The organism is Bacillus sp. EB106-04-02-XG92, from assembly GCF_058791995.1.
Genome location: NZ_JBYTEA010000005.1, coordinates 93,656 through 112,532 on the forward strand (window position 1 = coordinate 93,656; position 18,877 = coordinate 112,532).

General features: G+C 36.9%; 14 protein-coding genes. 1 reads left to right on the forward strand and 13 read right to left on the reverse strand.

The features are described 5' to 3' along the window. Positions 1–20 precede the first annotated feature (20 nt). The 7 genes from AC3WVA_RS14330 to AC3WVA_RS14360 form a co-directional block, all read right to left on the reverse strand. Positions 21–416, reverse strand: a complete 396-nt coding sequence (locus AC3WVA_RS14330; protein WP_098345600.1) for a cytidine deaminase — start codon at positions 414–416, stop codon at positions 21–23. 33 nt (positions 417–449) lie between these two features. After that, positions 450–1,751 (reverse strand): pyrimidine-nucleoside phosphorylase, encoded by a 1,302-nt coding sequence (locus AC3WVA_RS14335; RefSeq protein ID WP_001983022.1) that lies wholly within the window; start codon positions 1,749–1,751, stop codon positions 450–452. 36 nt (positions 1,752–1,787) lie between these two features. Beyond that, a complete protein-coding gene (locus AC3WVA_RS14340; protein WP_341013672.1) occupies positions 1,788–2,969 on the reverse strand; it encodes a NupC/NupG family nucleoside CNT transporter in 1,182 nt (393 codons plus the stop codon). Between the two features lie 102 nt (positions 2,970–3,071). Then, a complete protein-coding gene (deoC, locus tag AC3WVA_RS14345) occupies positions 3,072–3,743 on the reverse strand; it encodes a deoxyribose-phosphate aldolase (RefSeq protein ID WP_001017445.1) in 672 nt (223 codons plus the stop codon). 307 nt (positions 3,744–4,050) lie between these two features. Continuing rightward, positions 4,051–4,998, reverse strand: a complete 948-nt coding sequence (gene deoR / locus AC3WVA_RS14350; protein WP_016717188.1) for a DNA-binding transcriptional repressor DeoR — start codon at positions 4,996–4,998, stop codon at positions 4,051–4,053. Between the two features lie 416 nt (positions 4,999–5,414). Beyond that, positions 5,415–6,590 carry a DUF4272 domain-containing protein gene (locus tag AC3WVA_RS14355; protein WP_492322010.1) on the reverse strand — a complete coding sequence of 392 codons (1,176 nt, stop codon included), beginning with the start codon at positions 6,588–6,590 and terminating at the stop codon, positions 5,415–5,417. Positions 6,591–7,031: 441 nt separating this feature from the next. Next, on the reverse strand, positions 7,032–7,769 hold the full coding sequence (locus AC3WVA_RS14360; RefSeq protein ID WP_048527498.1) for a DUF975 family protein: 738 nt from the start codon (positions 7,767–7,769) through the stop codon (positions 7,032–7,034). 425 nt (positions 7,770–8,194) lie between these two features. On the opposite strand from AC3WVA_RS14360, the gene AC3WVA_RS14365 reads away from it, so the two are divergent. Then, a complete protein-coding gene (locus AC3WVA_RS14365; RefSeq protein ID WP_492322011.1) occupies positions 8,195–8,623 on the forward strand; it encodes a hypothetical protein in 429 nt (142 codons plus the stop codon). Between the two features lie 467 nt (positions 8,624–9,090). Here the strand turns inward: AC3WVA_RS14365 and AC3WVA_RS14370 are convergent, their stop codons facing one another. The 6 genes from AC3WVA_RS14370 to AC3WVA_RS14395 are packed head-to-tail and all read right to left on the reverse strand — an operon-like array spanning position 9,091 to position 18,867. After that, positions 9,091–9,369, reverse strand: coding sequence for a hypothetical protein (locus AC3WVA_RS14370; protein WP_098345596.1), 279 nt, complete (start codon positions 9,367–9,369; stop codon positions 9,091–9,093). Next, entirely contained in the window at positions 9,341–10,978 is a 1,638-nt protein-coding gene (locus tag AC3WVA_RS14375; RefSeq protein WP_098345595.1) for an SWIM zinc finger family protein, read from the reverse strand. The genes AC3WVA_RS14370 and AC3WVA_RS14375 overlap by 29 nt, the downstream gene beginning before the upstream one ends. After that, the gene (locus AC3WVA_RS14380; RefSeq protein ID WP_492322012.1) at positions 10,954–12,060 is read right to left on the reverse strand and encodes a VWA domain-containing protein; all 1,107 of its coding nucleotides are present in this window, start codon (positions 12,058–12,060) and stop codon (positions 10,954–10,956) included. Before AC3WVA_RS14380 ends, AC3WVA_RS14375 begins: the two co-directional genes overlap by 25 nt. Beyond that, positions 12,050–14,356: a DUF5682 family protein gene (locus tag AC3WVA_RS14385; RefSeq protein ID WP_098345593.1), complete on the reverse strand. Its 2,307-nt coding sequence runs from the start codon at positions 14,354–14,356 to the stop codon at positions 12,050–12,052. Before AC3WVA_RS14385 ends, AC3WVA_RS14380 begins: the two co-directional genes overlap by 11 nt. Further along, positions 14,317–15,423, reverse strand: a complete 1,107-nt coding sequence (locus AC3WVA_RS14390; protein ID WP_098345592.1) for an ATP-binding protein — start codon at positions 15,421–15,423, stop codon at positions 14,317–14,319. The genes AC3WVA_RS14385 and AC3WVA_RS14390 overlap by 40 nt, the downstream gene beginning before the upstream one ends. 15 nt (positions 15,424–15,438) lie before the next feature. Then, positions 15,439–18,867, reverse strand: a complete 3,429-nt coding sequence (locus AC3WVA_RS14395) for a DUF4132 domain-containing protein (RefSeq protein WP_492322013.1) — start codon at positions 18,865–18,867, stop codon at positions 15,439–15,441. Positions 18,868–18,877: the final 10 nt, after the last annotated feature.

Here is an 18,877-nt window from a genome sequence, read left to right on the forward strand (position 1 = left end):
TTGTGGAATGGCTTTTCAACTTATTTTAAATCTTCTATTGAGAAAGCACCTGGAAGTAATTGCTCAACCGTCACTTCTTTTTCATCGCCTTTTACATTCGTTAGTAAAACTGGCATTTTCGGTTCACAGAATTCAGCAATTACTTGTCTACAAGCACCACATGGTGAAATCGGTCCGTCCGTTTCGCCTGTAATAACTAAATAACTAAAATCGCGCTCACCTTCTGATACTGCTTTAAAGATCGCCGTTCTTTCTGCGCAGTTACATAAACCATAAGAAGCATTTTCTATATTACAACCAGTATAGATTTTACCTTCTTTCGTAACTAACGCTGCACCAACAGGAAATTTTGAATACGGAATATACGCTTTTAATAACATCTTATTTGCTTCTTCGATATATTTTTTCTTATCCATATTATTTCCTCCTCAAAGTAAGTATAATTATGATTAGTCAGTAATCACTGTATGAACTAATTTAGGTGCTACTGCTGTTTCAGCGATAGAAATGTTCTCATAGATTTTTGCTTTTACATCTTCTACATTTTCACGGTTTGCATAGATTGTTACGAATGGCTCGCCTTCTTTTACTGCATCGCCAACTTTTTTACGTAACATTAATCCTACCGCTAAATCAATTTCATCTTCTTTTGTCGCACGGCCAGCACCAAGTAACATAGCTGCGATACCGATTTCATCTGCAACAATGTTAGAAATAACACCTGAAGTTTTAGCAGGTACATCAATTACATACTTCGCCTGTGGCATTTTTTCTGGATTGTCTACAATTGAGCTATCTCCGCCTTGATTGCTTAAGAACTCTTTAAACTTCTCAGTTGCTTTTCCGTTTTTCATCACTTCAATTAGCATTTCACGAGCTTCTTCTAACGTATTTGCTTTTTTCGCAAGTACGACCATTTGACTTCCTAATACAAGTACTAATTCTGTTAAATCTTCTGGACCTTCACCTTTTAACGTATCGATCGCTTCTTTCACTTCTAGAGCGTTACCAATCGCAAATCCAAGCGGTTGTGACATATCTGAAATAACAGCCATAGTTTGACGTCCTACATTATTTCCGATACGTACCATTGCATGTGCTAATTCTTTTGCATCTTCTTCTGTTTTCATAAATGCGCCAGCACCTGTTTTTACATCAAGTACGATTGCATCTGCACCAGCTGCAATTTTTTTACTCATAATTGAACTTGCGATTAAAGGAATTGAGTTTACTGTTCCTGTTACATCGCGTAATGCATAAATCTTTTTATCGGCAGGTGTTAAGTTTCCTGTTTGTCCAATAACTGCTACTTTGTCACGGTTTACAATATCAATGAACTGCTCTTTCGTAATTTCAACGTGGAATCCTTCTACCGCTTCTAATTTATCAATTGTTCCGCCTGTATGTCCTAAACCACGACCAGACATTTTTGCTACTGGTACATCTAAAGCAGCTACTAATGGTCCTAATACTAATGTTGTTGTATCACCAACACCACCAGTTGAATGTTTGTCTACTTTAATTCCTTCAATTGCTGATAAATCGATCGTTTCTCCAGACTCTACCATTGCCATCGTTAAATCTGCACGTTCGCGATCTGTCATATCTTTAAAGAATATTGCCATTGCAAGTGCACTCACTTGATAATCAGGAATACTTCCGTCTGTATATCCATTAATAAAGAATTTAATTTCTTCAGTCGTTAATTCTTTGCCATCACGTTTTTTTGCAATAATATCTACCATTCTCATTACAATCACCATTCCTTTTTATATGATATAAATCTATTAAAATAATAAGCCAACGATTGTTGCTGATAAGAAACTTACTAATGTTGCACCGAACAGTAATTTCAAACCAAATCTTGCGACTACATTCCCTTGTTTTTCATTTAAGCTCTTAACTGCCCCTGCAATAATTCCAATTGAAGAGAAGTTTGCAAATGAAACTAAGAATACAGATATAATCGCTGTCGTTCTATCTGAGAAATTAAAGTTTCCTTGTGCTAAATCTGTCATAGCGACAAATTCATTTGATACTAATTTTGTTGCCATAATATTTCCGGCATTAACTGCTTCATGCCAAGGTACACCCATAATAAATGCAAATGGTGCAAATACATAACCAAGTATTTCTTGGAATGAGATACCAATTACACCTTTAAATACTGCATTAATGAATGCGATAAGAGCAACGAAACCGACTAACATAGCTGCTACTGTGATCGCAACTTTAAATCCGTCTATAATGTATTCACCTAATACTTCAAAGAAAGTCTTTTTCTCTTCTTCTTGCACTTCTAACATATCTTCTTCTTCAGTAACTTCATACGGGTTAATGATAGAAGCGATAATAAAACCACCGAATAAGTTAAGAACTAAAGCGGTTACAACATATTGCGGTTTTAATAACACCATATATGATCCAACGATAGACATTGAAACGGTAGACATTGCAGATGCACATAATGTATACATTCGTTTCTCTGGCAATAATCCTAGTTGTTTCTTAACTGAAATAAACACTTCAGATTGTCCTAAAATCGCAGAAGCAACAGCATTATATGATTCTAGTTTCCCCATTCCATTTACTTTACTTAATGCTAGACCGATAGATTTCACAATAATAGGTAATACTTTAATGTGTTGCAATATACCTATTAGTGCTGAGATAAATACGATTGGCATTAATACACTTAAAAAGAACGAAAACTCTTTTTGATTTACTAATCCACCAAATACAAAATTCACACCGTCAGCAGCATATTTTAATAACTCTCCAAAACCATCTGCTATTCCGCTAATTAATATATTCCCTACACTTGTATTTAATAATAAAAACCCCAAAATGAATTGTAAAATAACCATCGTTATGATTGGGCGATATTTGACTTTCTTTCTATTATTACTAGCAAGCCAAGCGATACCTAAAATCAATACGAGGCCAAAAGTACCAATTAAGTATTTCATAAGCCTTCCCCTCCCATTCGTATCCGCTTACATCTTTTTCAATTGTTAAAGCAATAGATACACTTTACTTTGTGTATCTATTGCTCTTCACTCCATTAATGATTAGTAGTTATCTGTAGCACCTTTTGCATCATTTAATACGATTGCAACACTAGCACTTGCTCCAACGCGAGAAGCTCCAGCAGCTACCATTTTGTCTGCATCTTCACGTGTACGAACGCCACCAGATGCTTTTACACCAACGTTTGGTCCTACTGTTTTACGCATTAATGCGATGTCTTCAGCAGTTGCTCCGCCAGTTGAGAATCCAGTTGAAGTTTTTACGAAGTCAGCACCAGCTTTTACTGATAATTCACAAGCACGTACTTTCTCTTCATCTGTTAATAGGCAAGTTTCAATGATTACTTTTACAAGAGCTTTTCCTTTTGCTGCTTGTACTACTTCATAAATGTCTTTTTCAACAAGTTCGTTGTCGCCATCTTTTAAAGCACCTACGTTGATTACCATATCAACTTCAGTTGCTCCTTTTGCGATCGCATCTTTTGTTTCAAATGCTTTTGTTTCAGTCGTGCTTGCTCCTAATGGGAAACCGATTACAGTACAAACATCTACATCATGTCCAGCTAATTCTTCAGCAGCTAGCTTCACCCATGTAGGATTAATACAAACAGAAGCGAATTTATATTCCTTTGCTTCTTCGATTACTTTCATAACATCTTCTTTAGTAGTATTAGCTTTTAAAATTGTATGGTCAATTAACTTTGCAATGTTCATTATCTTCACTCCTCATATCTTTTAACAACTTCATTCTAACCCTTAGTTGAACAAATGTAAATACACTTTTGAAATTTTGTTCATTCTTTTTTAGAAGGGAATCTCTTGTAGTAAATAAAGCTCATTCTAACTAAGAAACACTTCCTATTTTAAAATCAAAACTTTTATATTAACAATGGTAGTATGTATCTCAATATCCATAATTATTTTAAAAAAGGCAATTTGTATTCAAAAAGCACCCCATAATTCATACTTAATAAAATAAAAGGCTTTCTCAAAATTAATATCTTGAGAAAGCCTTTTATTTCTAATCTTTTTGATAATGTAACAATTCCTTTGCTGTATGCTGATCGATAATTAATACATTTGCATACCCGCCACGTAACGCACCATCAATTGCTTTTATTTTTCTATTACCACCTGCAACTAAAATAGAACGTTTCTTTAATTTCAGTTCTTCTAACTCAATTCCAATGGTCCGCTTATTAATTTCTTCACTACTAATATTTCCGTCCCCATCAAAGAAACGTGAACAAATGTCACCGACCGATTGTTTTTTGAGTAAACTCGTTTCATCCTTATCGAAATAACCTAATCGGAATAATAGCGCTTCATCTCGCACTGTCCCTACAGTGAAAATTGCAATATTCGCTTGTTTCCCCATTTCAATAATGTGATGAATATGTCGATCCTGCTCTACTAATTCCTTTGTCACTGCGTTATCAAATATAACTGGAAGGGGTAGATTTCTTGGCGTCGTTTGAAAAGCATCTGCAAATAAAGCGATTGTTTCATTCGCATATGTATTTACACTCGAATGACTAATACCACCTTTTAACTGAACAACTTCTACACCTTTTACATGTTGCGGTACGATTTTTCTAGCGATTTCATACATCGTCATTCCCCAGCTTACACCAACGATATCCCCGTTTTTAACCGTTTTTTCCATATACTCTGCTGCATATTTACTAATATACTCTGTAATCGTTGCATATTCTGGCACTGGTGAAAATACGACATGCGCCTCTAACAAGTTGTACTTTTCTTTCAGTAAATTGCCAACGTTATCTAAATCAGCAAATGGATCGGCTATGCTAATTTGAACAAATCCTTTTTCTTTTGCGTACTTTAATAATCTAGAGATAGTCGGTCTTGAAATATTTAATTTATTAGCAATTTCTTGCTGACTATAATCTGATTGATAATATAATCTTGCAACTTCAACGCTTAATTGTTGTTTATCTTTATCCATAGTAACTCGCTACATATCCTTTCCTGTATTTCCTTTTCGTTACAAGCATTATACAGCTTTATGCAAAAAAATTCGACTACCCAATTTTATCTAACTGAACTTCTACTACACTTATTATATACAATGAAAACTTATTGTGTAGATTTACAAACTCAATATAGATACGCTTGAAACATGTAAATCGATTATCATTTCATTCACGCATTTTCTGCAATAACGATAACAAATCCGTTCAAAAACGTACGGTAGAATCAAGTTATTTAACATAGAAAAGTTGTATATGAGGCCTAGGATATCAAAGACTGTTTTTCTCATACTTATGGAATTCCCGTTCGTTTTTCTGTAAGAGATTGAACTAATGAAGCAATAATTTTATTATATAAAATACAAAACTTCTACTGAACAAAGAATATACATTATGTATCCATGGAAATGCAATCCCACTCTTCATTTTTATAATTGATTAGCCAAAACAAGCCCCTTCTTCTTTCAATAACAATACTTTCCTGCATACCTGTAGTTGCTTCTCTTACATTAATTCTATCATGCACACAAGCCCAATGAAGCCGATACACGAGGTCAGCCTCGTCCAAAATCTCTTCTGCATTTCGCAATTTTGTTTTTTGATAAAATTCATTAAAAGAACTACAATCAGAAACAAGTTTAATTGCATAATGACAGTCACAGATTTCTTTTGGAAATTTCAGTTTATTCACGAGACCTATTGACCAAAGCAAAACCCATTGGGCTTCATACTGCCATGCAATCTGTATCGCTTCTTTCTCGTCAGGTTGCTCTGAATTTAGAAAATTCCTTTCCTGCATCGTTAATGATTCAACCACATCAAATTGGTTCAGCAGCTCCATGACGAACTCTTTGGAAGTTTTCAAATCACTTTCTTGAGCAACATCACAAGCATATTGTATAACAATCAGCAAAGCTACTGCTCTCTTCGTGATCTCTTCTCGACTTCTTAACTGAATACTTGTCAAAGGAGGCAATTGAGGCAATCCTTCGATATACGGAATCCCTTTATCTTGCAGATAGCTTATCGATTTCTGTTTTCTTTTCTCCCCATCCGTAGAAGTACTATTCTGTCCCCTTATTTTGTTCGTACATGCTTGAGGAGTAAATTCTGAGGGCCCAGAGGACCCATCCGGAAATACGATTACTTTTCCATCCTTCCCGACGAGAGTTCGATCAGGGATAAAACCAATACCGTTCACCTCATTAAGTAATTTAAGAAACAGCTCCACGTATTCATCACTATAATCCTTCTTCGTCTCTATAGCGATTATGGTATTAATTACAGAAATCTGTGCCAAAACCATCCTCTTAAGATGTTCTTCTTGAAATTCGATTTGATCGTACATGTGCATCATTCCAGGAATATTATTGGCAAAATAATTAGGAGATGATTCTTCAGAATCCACCCGGATAATAATTTTATTTTTGCCAAATAGCCTTTTCGATTGAATCGTATATTCATTTTTATTGCGTTCAACCTTGAACCCATTTTGAAAAACTTGAGTAATGAAGCCTTCTACATCACTTGTATCATTTCTTGATGCAAATATCGTAAAAAATCTCAATCTTCCCCCTCCTCTAATTCTTATATTCTTCTTTACTATTAAATTTAAAAAACAAAAGAACATAAACTATTTAATATATTAAACAGCCTTTTATTATGTCTTATTCTTCAACTAAGATACGTTTGATTGTCTTAGTTGTTAATATAAATGATTATACTATTCAGTTAGGAGCGCCGCCATATGCCCATCTATTTAACGATTTTATAATACCCAAAACGAAAAAATGTTTTTTATTACAACTATTATAATTATGAAGAAGCTCACTTAAAGTTACGGGGGCGTCAGTAAAATAACAAATAACAAAACAATCAAACTTTTTTATAAAATCTTTACACCACTTTTCAAGAAAGAACTCCATTTTAATCACTCCTTTTTCAAAATAGAGTCTTTGTGTTTGTCATAAAATCAAGATACATACAATATTCCGAATCAAAATTAAAGTCAAATAGTTAACTTTTTTTCCTGCATAACAGTATCTTTATTCACTATTTTCAAATAGAAATGCGATACTGTTGTAATGTAGTATGGATAGATCCAAAGAAACGGGATACCAAATGTGAAAAATCCGATGATAACACCTAAAATAAACCATCCGATAAAACTTAACGATAGTAGGAATAAATCTAATTTATGTCCTTTCATCAGTACTTGACTCTTTTTAATTGCTTCACTCGCCGTATATTCTGGATGATCTAACAAAATATAGTAAGCCATAGAATAAGAGATAAACTTTATAATACCCGGCACAATTAATAATACACTCCATAAAAGTGTATATACAGTCATTAAAGTAGTCACCTTTATAGATCTAAACACATTACTTTTTTGAAATCCTTCAAATAACTCACCAATTGTAGTAGATTCTTGTTTTGCTAAATGCAATGTAACTTTAAGATACCCATAATTCATAATGCCTTGTACACTTACTAAACAGATAAATAGAACAACAAAAACAAGTAAATAAGAAAAAGCACCTGCTGCATTTAACTTCTCGTCTCCTGTAATGGAATAACTAGCATTCATTATTTCACTTAATATGATACCAAGAAACAAAAGGGGAAATCCTATAATTAGCATACAAACTCTAGAAATAATATGATAAAGAAACGATGACAATACCGCCAATCCCCATTTGTCTTTCAATGAAGATACGGCCGCTTTTTTTAAGCAACTAATCATTTTGATCCTACCTTCCATTTTTTCTTTTACATGAACTACTTTTACATAAGGAATAATAGCATATTTTAACAAAATTCACATTATATATAATTCCATTAACATCCAAATGAATGGTGAAACTGTTCCAAAAGTGTTATTTTTAAGTAAGTATCAAATTCAGTACTTCTAATGCTTTTCTAACACTACTTGACTAATTTTTGTATGTTTATTTTTAATCCATTAATCATGTAATTTATTTAAAAACACAATGAATATACTCGCTACATAAAATCCATTACCAAACTGAAATGATTCTATAATAGCTTAAATTAAGTTCGAAATAATCAAAAACACTCTGAATTAGCCATTTTAGTTTTTATTCTTGTTCAATATGGTATAGAAAAAGATTAATTATTTACAAGACAAGAAGCTAGGAGATGTTACATATGAAATATTTTGTAATAGAAAATGATGAATTATCAAGCTGTGGTGAAGAGACAATATATGTTTTTGAACATAGCAAAGAAAAAAACAGTTACTACACGATTAAAACCTTGGAAGATTTTGCAGCAACATGCCAATTCATTGAACGAAGAAATACGCATTGGTTTTGGTATAAAGGAAAACACGTTGAAGATATGCCTATTTGGGAATTTGAAAAAAAATTTAGAGCTGAACAAGAAGAACTGAAAACAATATCCCAAGAAGAATTCACAGAATTGAGAAACAGATATGCCCCACTTATTAAACCTATCGAGTTCCCTATGGGAGGAATCCGAATTGCTTATGCTTATGAACCAGAATGGAATGATGAATTTTTTGTTATGGAAACGGAAGAAAGTTATTTTTCCGTATATTGGTTTACAACGGCTTAATAATCGTTTTTATAACAAACCAACAGATTTCTTATCCGAAAGGACTTTCGATAAAGTGAAACTTTAATCAGTGGGGGTTTTGTTCATTCCCCACTGATTATTAGTTGAACCAATCGGACTTTTATGGGCAGTTGATTCTCCACCTAAATTCTTTGCTTTCGCTGAATTTTGAGGTGGAGGTCTTACTGCCCATTAAAGCGGGATAAATACGAATTAGGTGTTTAGAAAGTTTCTTCAAAGTCAGGGTGTCTATGCTTGGGTATTCCTATTACTTGTTCTCCACTGCTAATATGATGAATAAAGCGAAACTGTAATGAGTGGGGATTCTTCATTCCCCACTCATTATTAGTTGAAACATTCGGGCTTTTACGGACAGGTCCTCTCCTACTTACCTTCCTAGCACTTCTCTAAATCTTGAGGCGGGAATTTTATTGCCCGTTAATACGGCTTCCCATTCAATCACATCTTTATAAATGTAGCATTTCAGCCTTTACAACTCGAATATATTCCTGCAACTTGCAAAACGCTTCCGTTAATTCCCCAGTTTCTTCTTTATGAAGAAAGCGAGCCTTGTTTCGTTCTTCCTCTATGACAAGTAGTTGCGCAGCTGCATAAGAAAGACCGTACTTTTCGCATTTTCGTTTTATATCTTGAAAAAAAGAAGGAGGTACCGTCCCTGCTCCTGAGACAAGCATCTCATCTAGAGCTTGTTCCAATTCATTGATTATGTGCACTAACTCTATCATAAAATGTTTCCCCTTCATTAAGTGTAATATTTATAATTTCTCCTACTTCTGTATATAAAATAATAGGTGTAACTACGAGCTTTGTTCCTTCCTGATAAGGATGAACTAGCATTCTCTTTACATGTAATGAGTCCAAATATATTTTTACAAGTCGAATCGTCCACTCATTTTCTGGTTGTTTCATCATTTGCAGTTGTAATATTTCCCCCTTTTTATCAATAAGAGGTATAATCCATTTTTGCTCTTTCTTTTGAAACTTCCATTCTTCCATTTCAGTAAATTCAATACAAAAGACTCCTTGTTTAGATGTCTCTAACCTGTTTGCTTTTACTTTTTTTAGTAGTTCTTCCCATGAGGTTATAAAGAGCGATTGCCACTCTGTTACATTTGTTTTCCCTCCTGCTTCTCCTACTGTTTGTGAGCTAGATGACAATTGAAAATCGACGTTAAGCTTTGCATGTTTCAACCATAGACATGAACGAGACAGCTCGTTTCCCTTCCCTGCAATCCCCCATGGAACTTGCTTTTCATGGAGATCTTCAGAAGTTATGTTGCTCCCTTCATAAAACATGGGGCGTGACTTTGTGTATGTGATCCACTTTTCCTGTTCTCGATTATAGAAATAATAGGTCACACCAACATAACCAGATTTCGTTTGCCAGCCGGCTGCGCCAAAGGCATGCAAAGTAAGGGGTGGTACTTCATAATATTCCGAACGATACGGACTCTCTTGCAGACGATGCTTTTCTAACAACACAATGTATTCATAAATCGCGGACAGCGTTTGCCGATAGGATGCCATTTGAAAAGAGGCATGTTTCATTCGGTATAGTCTAATATCAGTCCCGAGCTTGCGAAATAAATTTTCTAACTTTGCTAGTTTCAAAGAGCGCGCTTTTACAGAAAGTTGTTCTATTTCATAGATTGTTTTTTCTGTAAGACGTGTTAAGCCCAAGTGAACAATTTGCTCAATCATCTCTTTGAAAATAGATAGCTTATCCGACTCAATAATAAGACACTGCACTTGTTTCGTTTCATGCGAAATTCCTCTTTCTTTTTGATACCAATATATCGCTTCCGCCTTATGCCGGCATATTCCCTCTGTTTTACATGTACAAATCGCATCAGCTACCGACTCAGCTGTCAGAAAACGAACCGTTATAGACTCTTCTGGAAAAGAGGCAATTAAAGCACCCTCCTCTTCCAAAACAATTTTTTGATGAAATGTTTCGCGAAACATCATTTCATCCCACATTTTTTCGGAGACACTATTGCGAACATCCACATTCAAAAGGGCAGAGAGATCAACTTTTATGTTTTCTTCACCTTCGTACATCTTCTTCGCTTCTAATAAAGCCATCATGACATGCTTACAAATCGAGCGCGCTTCACAAGTGCAGGAGTAACTGCGTATATCTCCCGTAAACGTTACAGTAGTTTCATCATCAAGATGTATTTGCGCTATATCCTCTTCTAAATCTATTTTGATATTTTTTACAACTGCCAAATCCTTTATTGCTCTTTTATATGTTCCTTTGTTGGACATGGCAATTAAATATGTTTCATCGATAGAGGAAAGAACATTTAAGAAATGATTGTTGCGATCCATTGCGCCAACCTCCCTGGTGTTAATGCTGCTACATGAGCACCAAGCACCGCCATTTTTTTTGCTGCCTGTTTATCATAAAAAGGCTGTGCAGTCGGATCAAGAGAAGTAAGCACAATCAGCTTCGCCCCTGATTCTACAATCTTCATCGCTTCTCGGTACATTTCATTGTAACTACCGCCTTCATATAAATCCGTTACAAGTACGACAATTGTTTTATGAGGTACCTCAATTTTATTCGTTGCGTAACGCAGCGCCTGAGCAATATAGGTTCCTCCACCAAGCTGTACACTCATAAGCGTTTCCACCGGATCGTCAATACGATCCGTTAAATCAACAACAGCTGTATCAAAGATGAACAGATCTGTCTTAATCGTCGGTAAGCTTGCAAAAATACCTGCCATAACTGCGCTATGGATAACAGAATCAATCATACTTCCACTCTCGTCTACTGCGAGGATTACCCGCCATGTGCTAACATGCTTCGTGGCAGCGTAAAAGTATGTTTTTTCAATATGAATGGTATTTGTTTCTTTGTCAAAATGCTTTAAGTTTTTTCGAATCGTTTTCTTAAAATCAAAATTGCGCATCGTGCGTACGCGGCTAGAATGATTTCGATCCGGTCTACCGCTTAATGCGTGCTTCACTTCTTGCTCTAAATTACGACGCAACTCTTCAGTGACTTTCGCTACAATACGTTTAGCTGTGTCTAATACATCCGGTTTTACATAATCTTTAAATTGTAAAATGCATTTTAATAAATTTATATTCGGCTCCATTTTTTCAAGTGTTTGCTTATCGTGCAATAGAGCGGTTAATTCATATTTTTCTAACGCATGATTTTCCATAATTTCAATGGTTTCCTTCGGAAATAACTCTCGCACTTTCGAAATCCAAGTCGGCACGGTTAGCTGAGATGGGTCTAAGGATCCACCGCGCTCTTCTCCGCGTTCTCTCTCGTACAAAAAGTCCAGCATCTCGTCCATTTCTCTGTATGCAGGCTCTTCTTCCTGAAATGTGATTTGGTCATCTGCATGTTTCCCGAGAACAAGACGCCAGCGATTTAAAGAAATGTTATTCTCCATCTTCTAGCCCCCGTCTCATTAAAATCCCCTTTGCTTTCCGGTCTAACTGCATTACATACAACAGCATCTCTTCGGAAATTGGGTCTTCTTTTATCGCTTCTTCTGTAGCACCATATAACTTGGAAATATGCTTAGCAATCGTATCCACTTCAACCGGCGTGAATTGACTGAATAAAAGGCGCAAATGTGGCAACACTTGTAGAAATATCTCTTCATCAAGTTCTTCTAGAACATGAGACATTCCGCTAAGCAACGATTCGTTATATAAAAAGATATCTTTGGCGCCAGCAAACAAACCATTCAAAAATATCGGAGCTTGCTTTTGCATATCACCACTTCCATAAAAATATCCTTCTGTCACTTGCATTACTTCATCGATTTCCCGCTTCCCTAAAGAAGTTAACAGCCCAAATACCGCTCCCTCTACTTGACTTTCTCTCTTTTCCTTTTGTAAATAAAGCTCTAATGCGTCAATAAATTGCTGATCTGTATGCTTCATTGTATACAAATCGATAAGTTTTTCTGCAATAATTGCTGGTTCGCCCCCATCTAAAACTGAAAATAACGAAAGTGCTTTATTCCTAGCGTACTCCGCTTGCTGATTTGCTTTTTCTATTTGTGATAAATAATAAGCACAATCTGCCATAGAAGCAAAATCTCCATCCTTTTGCACAACTTCATCTATAAATTGGGTGTACATGGAAAAGTCGGAAAACAAACCACTTAAATAGGCTTCTAGCAATAAAAGGGCCACCTCTCCAGCCCGTCCCTTTTCCTTGTTCAGCTTTGCTCTTAACATTTCCTGCGCCGCTTCTCTCACCGTTCCGCCATACACAGATAAATCAATTAGAGAACTTTCTACTTGTGCTGAAAAACGATATTTCCAAGTTTCACGCATAAGATTAATATGCTGTTTTCTAGCTATGTTTGGACCGCGTAGTCTCTCGCAAAATGGAACTCCTAAAAAAGCAAGGCAATGAAAAAATTGACTTAAGCGCAAGTGCTTTTCTTTCTTGTATATGTCCAGAATCGTCTCCTGCGGTACAGTTGAACGTACTGGTAGACGAAACGACCGAACAGAAGCACGAAAATCATGCACGAGCGGCGGCAAATCGGCTTCTTTTGACAATTCCCCGCGCTTTACCCCTTGCAAACTCTTCTGAAGTAATGTGAAAGGCTTATTTGCTGAGAATATCTCACCTTTCACAAATGTACTGCGCACTGCGTCCATCAATTCATACAATCCGGATTGCATCTTTCCACGAAGCAGTGCAAGTTCACGTATCATTCGTGCAGCCTCAATCTCATCTGCCATTGATATTCCTTCTACCTTTAGCTGTCTAGCAATTCGTATCATAAATTGCTCAGCTATCGATTCATCCCTGTTTTCCCAAATATGTTGGTAAAAAGCAGGTGCAGGCATTCCGCTCTCATAGCCACGCATCTGATCGCTTTCTAAAAAAGAATACGGCATAAGATAGTTTTTAGCATTCGATTTAGATAACGGGCTTTTCGACAGCTTTTTCTTTTTTCCTTCCAATTCAAGGAGCCCTTTCACATGAAAGCCTCCAGTAATAACGAGCACCTTGTCATACACTTTACGCGCTTTTTCAATTTCTTTTGCCATATGTATCTCCCTGGCTTCACAACCGTCTTCTGTCAGCATCCCCTGCGTATAGTCCGCGCGTGTATAATAGCAGTAATGGAATAACTGACGAACAAATTCCTCGCTTGTCATATGAAAACCTTGCAACTCAAAGTATTTCTCCCAAAACTCATGGAAACTTCGGCACCCCGTTTTTTCCGAAAGCATACGAACATATTGACTATGCTGGAAATATCGCTCGTCATTTTCCTCATTCTCTTCCTCATTTTTCGCTAGAAACAAATATTCTTTATAAGGAAGATCAATAAATGAAACAGGAATGTTCTGCGCAGCTCCTTCTCGCAGTGCGACAAGTTCCGGTGAATAGTCGAGAAATGGATAGTACGCACGGTACTTTCCACTTTCTCCTCTTTCAAGCACATTCGTTTTATCATCATAACTGCAATATATACAAATTGGAGCTTTACTATCTGCACTCACAATATGCGGAATAAGTGGGTTGCAGTCTATCGGGCCTTCTATAAGAATTACATTTGGTTTATAGCATTTAACAATCTTCTGTATATGAAAAGAGCACGCTGGACTATGATGGCGAATCGGCACGTATACGACGTTTCGATCTAAATTGTAAGCTCTTTGAAACAATGCATTTACTTCAGCTGATTGCGAGCTTCGAAAAACGACTTCCATACCTCTCCTCCTATTTGACCTCGCGCCTTAACGATGCTTGTAAAATAACTGCGTAATTTTTCTAAATCATCCTTGTTTTCTTTCGCAATCGTCCCTGACAAATATCGAACAAGCGCATCCATTTTCACTTCTCCACTTCCATAATAGTACGTATCCATTGCACTTTGATAATATACAGATACAGCTTCTGCAGTACTCATAACAGAAGATGGCTGATCAATTCGTTTTCCTTCAGCAGTTATCCCTTCCCGTAGTTCATGAAAAACAGTCGCTAACAGTTGAACAACCGTTTTATCCACTTTTGGTGCGATGCCTGATGCCCCTAATAACCGCGTTACTTGTGACTCTATTATTTTTGCTTCAAGCTTTACATCTTGAATTGGATGTACCGTTTCAAAATTAAAACGACGTTTCAATGCACTACTCATCTCATTCACACCGCGATCTCGTGTGTTAGCCGTTGCAATAATATTGAAGCCAGGCTTTGCTGTCAGAATTCCTTGTTCTCCAAACTCCGGAATAGTGAGCACCTTATCGCTCAGAACGCTGATCAATGAATCTTGCACTTCCTGTGGGCAGCGCGTTAACTCTTCAAATCTAGTTAATATCCCTTGCTCCATTCCAACAAAGAGAGGCCCTGGCACAAGTGCTTCCCTTACAGGTCCTTTCGCAAGAAGAAGTGCATAGTTCCACGAATACTTAATTGTATCTTCCATCGTAGCAGCGGTTCCTTGTACCGTATTACGGCTATTTCTGCATATTGCGGCAGAAAGTAGCTCACTCAGCATCGTCTTTGCAGTCCCAGGCTCTCCAATTAACATAAGTCCGCGATTCCCTGCTAATGTAACAATCGCTCGTTCCACAAGTGCATCATTCCCATAAAACTTACGGCTAATTTCCACTTCTTTTCCTTCCGAAAGAAGCGCTTCTTCTTGTCCGATAATAAACGTACGAACAGCACGTGGTGACAATCGCCAATTCGGTGGTTTTGGAAACGAATCATTCGCTTCTAACGCATTCAGTTCTATTTCATACAATTCTTCCATTAATGGTTTAATAGATTGCATATGTCATTTCCTTTCTTATCGCTTACTACGCCAGTTTTCATCATGGCCAAGATTCGATTCTGTTGTCCGTTTTATATCATATAAAATTTCGCTAAAAAATCGTTCAGGTACTTGCTTTGGTACAATGCGTCTCGCATCATCAACTTCATCATAGGAGTATGAGCCGCGGCTCACTGTGCCTGCTTTATAAAATTGAATTTCAAATAGGCATACATCGTCCTCTTCTTCATATCCAACAGGTGCACCCTCAAACGCAAGCTCCGCCCCTAATCCTGCGCGAGTGTCTTCTTTATAGAAAGAATAATACACACCAGCATCTTCAACTGATCCGCGATTCCAGCCATACTTCGTTAGCTTACCAAACAGCGAACGACCATTGATTTGAATACCTCCAAATCTTTCCACAGTTACTTTCTCATCTTCCTCCGCCAAAAATACTTCTCGAACAATCTGCGGGAATGGTTGGATAACCTCATAATCTTCTAGCTGTTCCTTCCATAATTCCCTTTCCTCTTCGGACAATTCTAGCGGATGAATCAGACCGATAACAGTGTCTGGCGTAAGCTCATGCTCTTCTTCGTCAATCGTATTAAATGTTCCGTCCTCCATATAACGGAACATCGCAACCAACGTTCCTTCCTTATACTCGCCCCAAATCAGTGAGATAGCAAATTGCTGCATAATTGGATTTGCTACAAACAGAGATTTCCATGTATGTTGCGACCAATAGCGATTAAGAGAAAGTGCTGTTTCGAGACGTTGCGTTTGCATACTAATGATGCTTCGAAGCTGTTTCTTGATAGACGATAACTCCCCCTTAGCCTCTTCTGCTTTTTCCACATGATCTTTTGCATTTGGCTTCGGAAGCGACTTTATTCGTTTTCCCTCTTCTGTTTTCAACTCGATTTTCAGGTTGGACGTTAAATAGGCAGTAAATGCCCTGCTTCCGTAATCAATTGTCTTTTCACCGTGTTTATTAAAACCAAGGTCTGGAACAAGCTGATCCTCTAGCTCTTCTTCTGTTATACCGCGTGTTTTAGCAGCGAGACTCAACGCTTCTTTCGCAGCACTACGTACCTGCTTGTGTTTATATTTAAATGCCATAGTATTAATCGTCATAAGTGCAAGATATGATGAAGATAACGCCAACGCCTGAACAGCTGCGGCAGCAATAGCTCCACGCATGCCAACAGCCCACTCATCAATCTGCTTTTTGAGTAGCAGCGCCATTTCATCATCACTATAAATGCCGTACATCGAAAGAATACCGCGTTTTTTCGCCCCCGCCCCTTGAGAAACCCACAACTGATAGATTGCTTGTATATTTTCTTTCAAATCTTGTTCATTCAAAGCCGCAGCTATCATTTCCGCCGCTTCCTTTTTCAAAATTACAGACTCTGATACATACTGCTGAAAATAAGCTAGTGGAAGCGTTGTATCGGCAATCGTATCAGAGTCACGAAGACGAATTTGTGGTTCAAATCCGATCCATTGTACGAGTGCATTTCTTTTTTGCGGTGTTAAGATACGTGTACAAAAAGCTTCGATACTTCCTGATACTCCTTCTATGTCTTCATCGCCAATCAGCGGAGCAAACTTCTCCATCAAGGAAGCATTTTTCTTTTCTTTCAAAGCTTCTTGCACAAGCTGTGTATATTTTTCAGATTTATAGTATAAAAGTGTTTGCATTACATTTTCGCGTACGACTTTCTTTCTACTATTCAATTCCTTCGCTACATCATCTGCAGCTTCAACATCTTTTGTAAGAAACTCGACTGCGGCAGTACGTACTTTTTTAGAGGAATCTCCAAGACTTTGAATAAGAAGAGCACGCGTTTTAACCGCATCATACTTTGCTAGCTCATCCAAAATGAAAATCCGTTCATCTACAGAATAATCAGTAAATACTCCTGTCACATATGCCTGTTCTTTTACAAATAAACGAACGAGTGCTTCTTTTGCCTTACTTTCCTCCTTACTGTGCCGAGCAGCTTGTTTAACTGAATAATAAACAAGTTTCTCCTTCGATAAACCGTAGGATAGAAGATCTTCCAACATTCGTTCAAGCGAACCTTCCTTATGAGAATACTGTTGCAGAAGTTCATATAATTTATAATTATAGTCATTTCCAAATTGAAGTTTGAGCGCTGCTTCCCTCTTTACCGCTTCCTCTATATCCCAAAGGAGTGCAATTGCTAAAACAGACATTCCCCGGTAATTATTTTGCTGCTTTGAACTCTCAAGCACTTGCTTCATATCTTCAAATGATAATCTCCCAACTAAATAGTCACGATATGTATCACGTATGTCAGATGATTCGGACTCAAGGGCAATCATTAAAAATTCTTCACGTAATCTGTTTCGATTAAATTCGTATCCTTTTTCCGCCAAAAGCATCACCACGAAAAGATAATAACTTTGACTTAAATATTGCAGCGTACGCTGAACAAATTCTGGCTGCTCTTCCACCATACGAAGCAATAATTGATATTCATATACTTTGTCGGAGTTAAAGACGCCTAAATGACGCCATGTAAGACGGTATGCGAAAAACCTTTCCTCTGAAACACCGAATTGTTCGCACAAGTTTAGACTGGTTTCATACGCTTGTTTATCAAAACTCCTTGTTCTTACATGATTTCCAAACTGATCAAGAACATGACACACATGATCCGTTGCATAATCCATAAAATTTTTAACAGAACGTTTCGCTAACAAGTCAATATATCGTCTTGCCACATTTGAATGCTGATAAATACGAAATAATAGGTGCCAGGTTACATCAGGTAAAGATGAACCAACAGTAACTTCACTATCAGATTCACCTCGAACGTATCTTTTCGCCAATTCTATCTTCTCTCGATCCCCATCCAGTTTTAATATAAACTCCGCATGCTCTTGCAGCTCTTCCTCCAATAAAGAACTGTACGTAAGAAATCTCTCATAATCTGCATCTAGCATATGCAGAAGCAAAACCATCTTTGGTCGACCTGTTATAACTTGCAACTTCTCTTCTATGTACTTTGGATTCTCCCTTATTAATTCCCTAAGAAAAACATCCGCTTCATTTACAGAACGGGAAAGATTCGTTAAATACTTACACGCCAATTCTACAAGACTATCAAATGCAAGACCGCTTTTTTCAAAATAAACTTTTATATCTGGAAAGCTCATATGTGAAAAGCGTACGAGAAGAACGTTCAACAGTTGATCTTCCAGCAAGTAATAAAATAAACGAAAAAAACCTGCGTCTTGCTTATACGTTTCCCTAAAATCACTCATAAACTGCCAAGCAAAATCACTACGTTTATTGTCACGAATCGTCGTTTGTTCTATATGTTTTAAGACTTCTTCATCTCTCGTCTGTAAGTAACGTAACGCTAATTCCCCTTGTTCTCCTGTTATATTAAGATGTTGAAACAGCTGATATGTACTGACTGCCATCTTCTCTGCC

Excerpts from the sequence above, each read along its gene's own strand:
- AC3WVA_RS14390 (WP_098345592.1), bottom strand. The coding sequence starts at position 15,423 with ATGCAATCTATTAAACCATTAATGGAAGAATTGTATGAAATAGAACTG.
- AC3WVA_RS14370 (WP_098345596.1), bottom strand. The coding sequence starts at position 9,369 with ATGATAGAGTTAGTGCACATAATCAATGAATTGGAACAAGCTCTAGAT.
- deoC (WP_001017445.1), bottom strand. The coding sequence starts at position 3,743 with ATGAACATTGCAAAGTTAATTGACCATACAATTTTAAAAGCTAATACT.
- deoR (WP_016717188.1), bottom strand. The coding sequence starts at position 4,998 with ATGGATAAAGATAAACAACAATTAAGCGTTGAAGTTGCAAGATTATAT.
- AC3WVA_RS14385 (WP_098345593.1), bottom strand. The coding sequence starts at position 14,356 with ATGGAAGTCGTTTTTCGAAGCTCGCAATCAGCTGAAGTAAATGCATTG.
- AC3WVA_RS14395 (WP_492322013.1), bottom strand. The coding sequence starts at position 18,867 with ATGGCAGTCAGTACATATCAGCTGTTTCAACATCTTAATATAACAGGA.
- AC3WVA_RS14340 (WP_341013672.1), bottom strand. The coding sequence starts at position 2,969 with ATGAAATACTTAATTGGTACTTTTGGCCTCGTATTGATTTTAGGTATC.
- AC3WVA_RS14360 (WP_048527498.1), bottom strand. The coding sequence starts at position 7,769 with ATGATTAGTTGCTTAAAAAAAGCGGCCGTATCTTCATTGAAAGACAAA.
- AC3WVA_RS14330 (WP_098345600.1), bottom strand. The coding sequence starts at position 416 with ATGGATAAGAAAAAATATATCGAAGAAGCAAATAAGATGTTATTAAAA.
- AC3WVA_RS14375 (WP_098345595.1), bottom strand. The coding sequence starts at position 10,978 with ATGGATCGCAACAATCATTTCTTAAATGTTCTTTCCTCTATCGATGAA.
- AC3WVA_RS14335 (WP_001983022.1), bottom strand. The coding sequence starts at position 1,751 with ATGAGAATGGTAGATATTATTGCAAAAAAACGTGATGGCAAAGAATTA.
- AC3WVA_RS14380 (WP_492322012.1), bottom strand. The coding sequence starts at position 12,060 with ATGGAGAATAACATTTCTTTAAATCGCTGGCGTCTTGTTCTCGGGAAA.
- AC3WVA_RS14365 (WP_492322011.1), top strand. The coding sequence starts at position 8,195 with ATGAAATATTTTGTAATAGAAAATGATGAATTATCAAGCTGTGGTGAA.